At 31.8% G+C, this 7846-nt stretch carries 3 protein-coding genes; all 3 read left to right on the top strand.

Annotated features, from left to right (window positions below; genetic code table 11):
- Window positions 1-287: 287 nt before the first annotated feature.
- On the top strand, window positions 288-5507 hold the full coding sequence (locus tag ACFDSN_RS11300) for a gliding motility-associated C-terminal domain-containing protein (protein ID WP_375239963.1): 5220 nt from the start codon (window positions 288-290) through the stop codon (window positions 5505-5507).
- A 33-nt stretch (window positions 5508-5540) separates the two neighbouring features.
- Window positions 5541-6488, top strand: a complete 948-nt coding sequence (locus tag ACFDSN_RS11305) for a type IX secretion system membrane protein PorP/SprF (protein WP_375239964.1) — start codon at window positions 5541-5543, stop codon at window positions 6486-6488.
- A gap of 14 nt (window positions 6489-6502) precedes the next feature.
- The coding region (locus ACFDSN_RS11310; RefSeq protein ID WP_375239965.1) for a hypothetical protein at window positions 6503-7846 on the top strand (1344 nt) is incomplete at its 3' end.

The raw sequence follows: 7846 nt of genomic DNA on the forward strand, positions 1-7846 counted from the left end.
ATTTGTACTATAATTAATATTATGTAAAATAGAATGTATCATTCATAAAAATGTACTTTACCTTTATAATAAATTATTTCGACTGATTAATTTTGTTAATTTATTAAAAAATACAGTTAAAATTAACAAAATAAACTAAAATGTCAATACATAAAAGTCATTTAAACGTTAAAATAATACACTTAACCCGCCAATTGATATAGAATAGAAATAAATTTAAGATTTATAAAAAAAATTAAAATATATTCGTTAGCTGTAAAAATAAAGTATAAACTAAATTTAAGTTAATGTTTATTTATAATTCAAAATTATTTAAAGTTAAGCTTTTAGCTTTAGCTTTTTGTTTAACAAGCGTAATATCATACGCACAATGTCCAACTATACCATCTAGTCCAATTGTTATTTGTGATGCAGCTGGATTCAACTTCAGTGACTTATCTGCCTTTGCTACAGATACAGGTGGCGGAATTGTTTGGTATGATTCAGCCATAAGCACAACAGCATTGCCAGATATGCAATTAGTTGCTGAAGGAACATATTATGCAGATGATGTTAGTGACTCTTGCGCAGGGGCTAGACCTTCAATTACTGTAGATTTCACAGTAGATGCTTCTGGTGCTGGATTGTTTAATGGTATCTATTGTTCAAACGATAATGCTACATTTAATGACTACTATAACGAAGTTATTTCATCTTTTATTCCAGCAGGAACTGTTAGTACAGAAATATATTTTGATTTCGATTTAACTAGCCCTGTTACATTTGCTAATGATATCCCTTTAGGTTTTACCAATCTATTTATAGTTTTTGTAGATGGTTCTGGTTGTACATCTCAAATAGAAAACGGACGTACAGCTGTAGATAATTCTCCTTTAGATCCTACTCCTCCATCACCACAACAATTTTGTTCTGATACAAGTCCAACTATAGCTAGTTTAAATCCAGGTACAACTGGATTATTTAATTGGTATGCAAATATAGATGGTTTAGGAAATGTTATTCCTCCAGCACTTAATAATGCTCTAGCTTTAGTTGATGGGAATACATATTATGTTCAAGCTGAAAGTTTTTTCTGTGATAGTAATCCTGTCCCAGTAATTGTAGAAATCGACGATCCAGTCGAAGCTGGTAATCCTTTACCGGCAGATTTTTGTGAAACAGATTTAGCTGCTAATTCTCCAATAGATTTATTCGATTATTTAACTGGAGAAGATGCTGGTGGAACTTGGACTGATGATAATGCCTCTGGAGCTCTTTTTGGAGTTAGTATGGTAGATTTAACCCTTTTAACAGATGGAACATATAATTATACGTATACGGTTCCTGGTGTTAATGCTTGCCCAGATGATACAGCAACAGTTGTGTTGATTATTTATCCAGTATTAAGTTCAGGAACAACATCCGTTAATAGTCCTGCACAGTTTTGTGAGTCTTTAGCACCAACAGATTTTGATTTAAATTCGTTATTAGATAATGAAGATCCTGGTGGACAATGGACTCAAGGTCCGTTAAGTACAGATCCTATTGTAACGTCTCCAATAGATTTATCTGGTTTTACACCAGGAATGTACGTATTTACCTATACTCAGAATGTAGCGCCAAATCCTTGTCCAGAAGAATCGACCCAAGTTGAAGTTGAAATTTTATTAGATCCAATTCCAGGAGTTGCAATACCAGCAACATTCTGTGAAAATGATTTAACACCAAATCCTTTTGATTTATTTAATGCTTTGGATGGTTCTCAAGACAATAATTTAGGAACTTGGACAGATGCAAGTGGAAATGTAGTTACAAACCCTATTGATATTTCTACGTTTGATGCTGCAAATAGTCCTTATGTATTTACATATACAATTAGTAATGCTAGTTGTACTGATTCTGAAGATGTAACATTAACTGTATTGCCAGCTCCTGAAAGCGGAACTGTTAGTCCAGATAGCCCAATATCTTTTTGTTTAAATGAAGCGCCTTCAAGTTATGACTTATTCGATTTATTAGATGGAGAAGATCAAACTGGTGTTTGGTATTCTGGAACAGATAATACTGGTGCTGTTGTAGCTAATCCAACAGATTTATCTGTTTTAATTCCAGGTAATTATTTCTTTACATTTGATGTTACAGAAGTAGGAACTTGTGATGATGTTTTAGTAACTGTAGAAGTTATTATTAACGATATACCAAATACTGGAACACCTAATAATCCTGCACCCTTTTGTATAAGTGATCCAGCTTTAAATGATCCAGCATTTGATTTGTTTGATATTTTAATAGGTGAAGATACTGGAGGAACTTGGTCAGATGATGATGCTTCTGGAGTATTAACAGGTAACACTATAGATTTATCTTCTTTGCCTGTAGGTGTTTTTAATTACACTTATACTATTACAGATGCTAATAATTGTACTAATAGTACAACGGTTACAATAACTATTTTGGATGCTCCAGAAAGTGGTACAGTTAGTGCGGCTAGCCCAATATCTTTTTGTATCGACGCTTTACCTTCAAGTTATGATTTATTTGATTTATTAGATGGTGAAGATCAAACTGGTGTTTGGCACTCTGGAACGGATAATACTGGTGCTATAATAGCTAATCCAACAGATTTATCTGTCTTAACTGCAGGTAACTATTTCTACACTTTTGATGTAGATGCTATTGGAACTTGTGATGATGTTTTAGTTACAGTAGAAGTTATTATTAACGACTTACCAAACACAGGTACTCCAAATAACCCAGCTCCAGTATGCGCTAATGATCCTTTTCTAAATGATTCAGCATTTGATTTATTTGATATTTTAACAGGAGAAGATGCTGGAGGGACTTGGTCAGATGATGATGCCTCTGGAGTCCTAACTGGTAATACTATAGATTTATCCTCTTTACCAGCAGGTATATTCAATTATACTTATACCATTACAGATGCTAATAATTGCTCTAATAGTACAACGGTTACAATAACTATTTTGGATGCTCCGGAAAGTGGTACAGTTAGTACGGCTAGTCCAATATCTTTTTGTATTGACGCTTTACCTTCAAGTTATGATTTATTTGATTTATTAGATGGTGAAGATCAAACTGGTGTTTGGCACTCTGGAACGGATAATACTGGTGCTATAATAGCTAATCCAACAGATTTATCTGTCTTAACTGCAGGTAACTATTTCTACACTTTTGATGTAGATGCTATTGGAACTTGTGATGATGTTTTAGTTACAGTAGAAGTTATTATTAATGACTTACCTAATACTGGAACTGCTACACCATTTGTTGTTTGTGAAACTACAACCAACACAAGTTTTGATTTATTTGATCAATTATCAGGTAATGATGCTGGAGGATCTTGGTTAGACGATGATGCGTCAGGAGAATTAACAGGTAATACAGTAGATATATCTGCTTTACCAGTCGGAACATTTAATTATACATATACCATTACAGATGCAAATTCTTGTTCGAATAGCTCAACAGTTGTAATAACTATAGAAGATGCTCCTAATGCTGGTACAGCTACTAATTTTAATATTTGCTTAATAGACCTTACCACTACTCCAACATTAGATTTATTTAATCAACTTACTGGTGAAGATTCTGGTGGAGTTTGGATGGATGATGATACTTCTGGAGCTTTAACTGATAATAATGTAGATTTAAATGCATTAACAATAAACTCAACGTTTAATTTTACTTATACAGTTACAGGTGTTGGAACTTGTTCAGACGATACAGAAACAGTTTCTGTTACTGTAACAGAAACTAATGCACCAACTTTAAATGCAATACAAAACTTTTGTGACTCAGCAACTGTTGGAGATTTAACAGTAACTTCAGGAACAAATATTCAATGGTATGATGATGCAACTTTAGGTTCTCCATTACCAGCAGGAACAGTATTAGTAGATGGTGAAAATTATTATGCTTCACAAACAGATATAATATCAAATTGTGAATCTGTATCTAGAACAGAGGTTGTTGTAACTATATTCTTATCACCAAATTCTGGTATTGCAGTAAATGGTAATATTTGCAATACAGTGACAGCTTATGATTTATTTTCTGCATTAGATGGTTCTGAAGATGGAACAGGTACTTGGACAGATACAGATGCAACTGGAGCTTTGTCTGGTAGTACTTTTGATGCTTCAAGTGTAACTCCTGGAGATTATGATTTCACTTATACAGTAGTCGCTAATGCTCCTTGTGTAAATGCATCAACTATAGTAACAATTTCAGTAGAAACTCCAGTTACTGCTGGAACAGATGATATTTTAATTTTATGTTCTACAGATACATCAGTGGATTTATTTCCAATATTAGGAGGAGCAACAACTGGTGGAGATTGGTCTTTAAATGGGGTTATTTTATCTAATGTTTTAGATCCAGCAACTGCTGTTTCTGGAACATACATATATACAATAGCAAGTGCTTGTAATGTTGATACAGCAGAAATAGATGTAACAATAAATCAAGCTCCAGATGCAGGATTAGATAATACCATTTCTTTTTGTGTAGCAGATGGAACTGTAGATTTATTAACGCAATTAGGAGGAACTCCTGATACTAACGGAACATGGAGTCCATTACTTAATAGTGGAACAAATATTTTTGACCCAGCTTTAGATGGAACAGGAAATTACACATATACTGTTAATGCTGTTTCACCATGTACAATAAACGCTATGGCTACTTTAAACATTACTGTTAACGATGCAGCTACGCCAATTACTACTGTTTCTAGTGCAACATTCTGTTTGGTTAATAGTCCAACTGTAGCAGATTTAAATGCTTTGGTGACTGGAAATAATATTGAATGGTATAATGATGCTACAAGTATTGTTCCATTACCTCTTACAGATGCATTAATAGATGGAGAAGATTATTACTCTACACAAACAAATTCAACAAGTTTATGTATATCATCTGTTAGAGCTCAAATAGATGTTATTGTTTCAGACGAAATTACACCAACTTTAATTTTCGAAGGTGAATTATTTTGTATTAACGATAATCCTACAATAGAGACATTAACCGCTAATATAATAGAAGTTAACCCTACATTAAGTAATGTCGTTTGGTACGATACTATAACTGGTGGAACTGCTTATACTTCAACAGATATATTAATAGATGGAGAAACATACTACGCTGCTTTAATACATCCAACAACAAATTGTGAAAGTAGTATTAGGTTAATGGTTACTGTAGATTTATCAGCTTGTGGAACTTTAGATATACCTGATGGCTTCTCTCCTAATGGTGATGGCGTTAATGATAGTTTTACAATCAATAATATTGAGTTCTTATATCCTAATTATGACATAGAGTTTTATAATAGATATGGAAGCTTAGTTTATAAATCCAATGCTAATATTGAAGATTTTAAAGGAAGATCTAATCAATCAAGAGTTTTAAGTAAAACAGATTTACCGGTAGGAGTTTATTATTATATTTTAAACTATAATTATGGCATAACTAAAGCTAAACAAGGTAGATTATATTTAAACCGTTAATCAATTAAAAATCATACATTAATTTCAATTAAAATGAAAAAAACGTATAAATATATACTAACTGTAGTAACCTTATGTTTTGGTCTTATAACTACAGCGCAACAAGATCCTCAGTTTACACAATATATGTATAACCATAGTGTTATAAATCCAGCTTATGCAACAGCTACAGAAGGTGTAATTAACTTTGGTGCATTGTATAGGACACAATGGGTTGGTTTAGAAGGTGCTCCGCAAACAGGGACATTTTTTGCTCATACACCAATAAACGAGAAAATGGAAGTTGGAATTTCATTTGTTAACGATAACATTGGTGATGTAGTTAACGAGAATAATATTTTTGCAGATTACGCTTATGTATTAAAACTTAGTGAAAAATCTAAACTATCATTTGGTATTAAAGCTGGTTTAACTTTTTTTAATACTGATTTTAGCAATTTTAGTTTACAATCTGGTAATGCTAGTACAGATGTTGCTTTTAATGAAAACATAAGCAAAACCTTTCCAAATGCTGGTATAGGAACTTTTTATTTTACAGACAAGTATTATGTTGGGCTTTCTGCTCCTAACCTATTAACTTCTAAACATATAGAAACCGAAAATGGTATTGTTTCTACAGGTGTACAAGATATACATATGTTTCTAACTGGTGGATATGTTTTTAACCTTAACCCAAAATTAAAGCTAAAACCTGCATTTATGGCTAAAGCTGTTAGAGGTGCACCATTAGCATTAGATTTAACTGCTAATGTGCTAATAAATAATAGAATTGAGGCTGGTATTGGATACAGATTAGATGATGCTATTAGTGGATTAGTTAATTTTAAAGTAACACCAGAATTACGTATTGGATATGCATACGACTACACAACATCTAATCTAGGGAATTTTAATTCTGGGTCTCATGAAATAATGATACTTTATAATTTAGATTTCTTAAATATATCTAAAGGATTTGATCGTTCACCAAGATTCTTTTAATACTTATACATCTTATGAAAAATAATATATTTATACTATTAGTTCTTATTACATCATCTATTTGTGCTCAAACTATGAGTCTTAAAAAGGTGAATCGTTATTTCGATAACAAATCTTATACTACAGCTATTGAAGGTTATTCAGCACTAAAAAATAAAACGTTAGAAACACAGCAAAATTTAGCAGATAGTTATTTCTATACATTGGATATGGAAAATGCAATTGCTACATATAAATCTATTATCGAAGAGTTTGCTCCAATTACAGACAGTAATAGGTTGTTTAGATATGCACAAGCCTTAAAAACAATTAATGAATTTGATGCTTCTGATAAAATTTTAGCAACACTTTTTGACAAACCATTTAATTACAATGAATTTACAGAAGACGTAAAGAAAAATGCTCCTCATGTATTTTCTGAAAAGGAAATCCTTAACAAGGATGGAAAAAGTGATTTTGGAATGTCATTTTATCTAGATAATAAAGTTGCTTTTGCTTCAGCTAGAAATGAAGAAAGCCCTTTATATACATGGAATAATTTACCTTATTTAGACCTATATTCTGCCACATTAACAACTTCTGGAGAGTTAACAGATGTTGAGCCTTTCGGAATGACTGTAAATACTGAGTCTCATGAAAGTAATGCCACATTTACTCAAGATGGAAAAACAATGTACTTTAATCGTACAAATCCAGAACGCATTTTAATAAATGATACTAAAATTGCCAATATTAAGATTTATAAGGCTGAATTAGAAAATGAAAAATGGACTAATATCACAGCATTGCCTTTTTCTAGTGATTTATATAGTATCGAGCATCCTTCTCTGAGTAAAGATGGAAAAACATTATACTTCTCTTCTGATATGCCAGGAGGTTTTGGAAGTTTTGATTTATATAAGGTAGCTATAAATGCAGATGGTACATTTGGAGTTCCTGAAAATTTAGGAGACAAAATTAATACTAGTCAACGTGAACAATTCCCTTATATAAGTAGAATAAACACACTTTATTTTTCTTCTAATGGACACGAAGGTTTTGGGAATTTAGATGTTTTTAGAAGTGAATTAATTAATGACTCTTTTTCTAATCCATTTAATTTAGGAACTGGAGTAAACTCTAACTTAGATGATTTTGGTTATTCAATAGATGAAAAAAAGAACTTTGGTTTTTTTAGCTCAAACAGAACCAAAGAAGATAAATTATATAGATTTAATCGAGAAGATAATATACTAACAAAGTATTTAGTAGAAGGAATTGTTCAAGATAAACATAGTAAAGAGATCTTACCTGGATCTTTAGTTACTTTGTTTGATGAAAACAGAAATGTTATTCAAGATACTATTGTTGGAAAAGAC

Origin of the sequence: Aurantibacter sp. (genome assembly GCF_042094015.1) — a bacterium.
In the GTDB taxonomy this organism is placed as follows: Bacteria; Bacteroidota; Bacteroidia; order Flavobacteriales; family Flavobacteriaceae; genus Aurantibacter.

Excerpts from the sequence above, each read along its gene's own strand:
- ACFDSN_RS11300 (WP_375239963.1), top strand. The coding sequence starts at position 288 with ATGTTTATTTATAATTCAAAATTATTTAAAGTTAAGCTTTTAGCTTTA.
- ACFDSN_RS11305 (WP_375239964.1), top strand. The coding sequence starts at position 5,541 with ATGAAAAAAACGTATAAATATATACTAACTGTAGTAACCTTATGTTTT.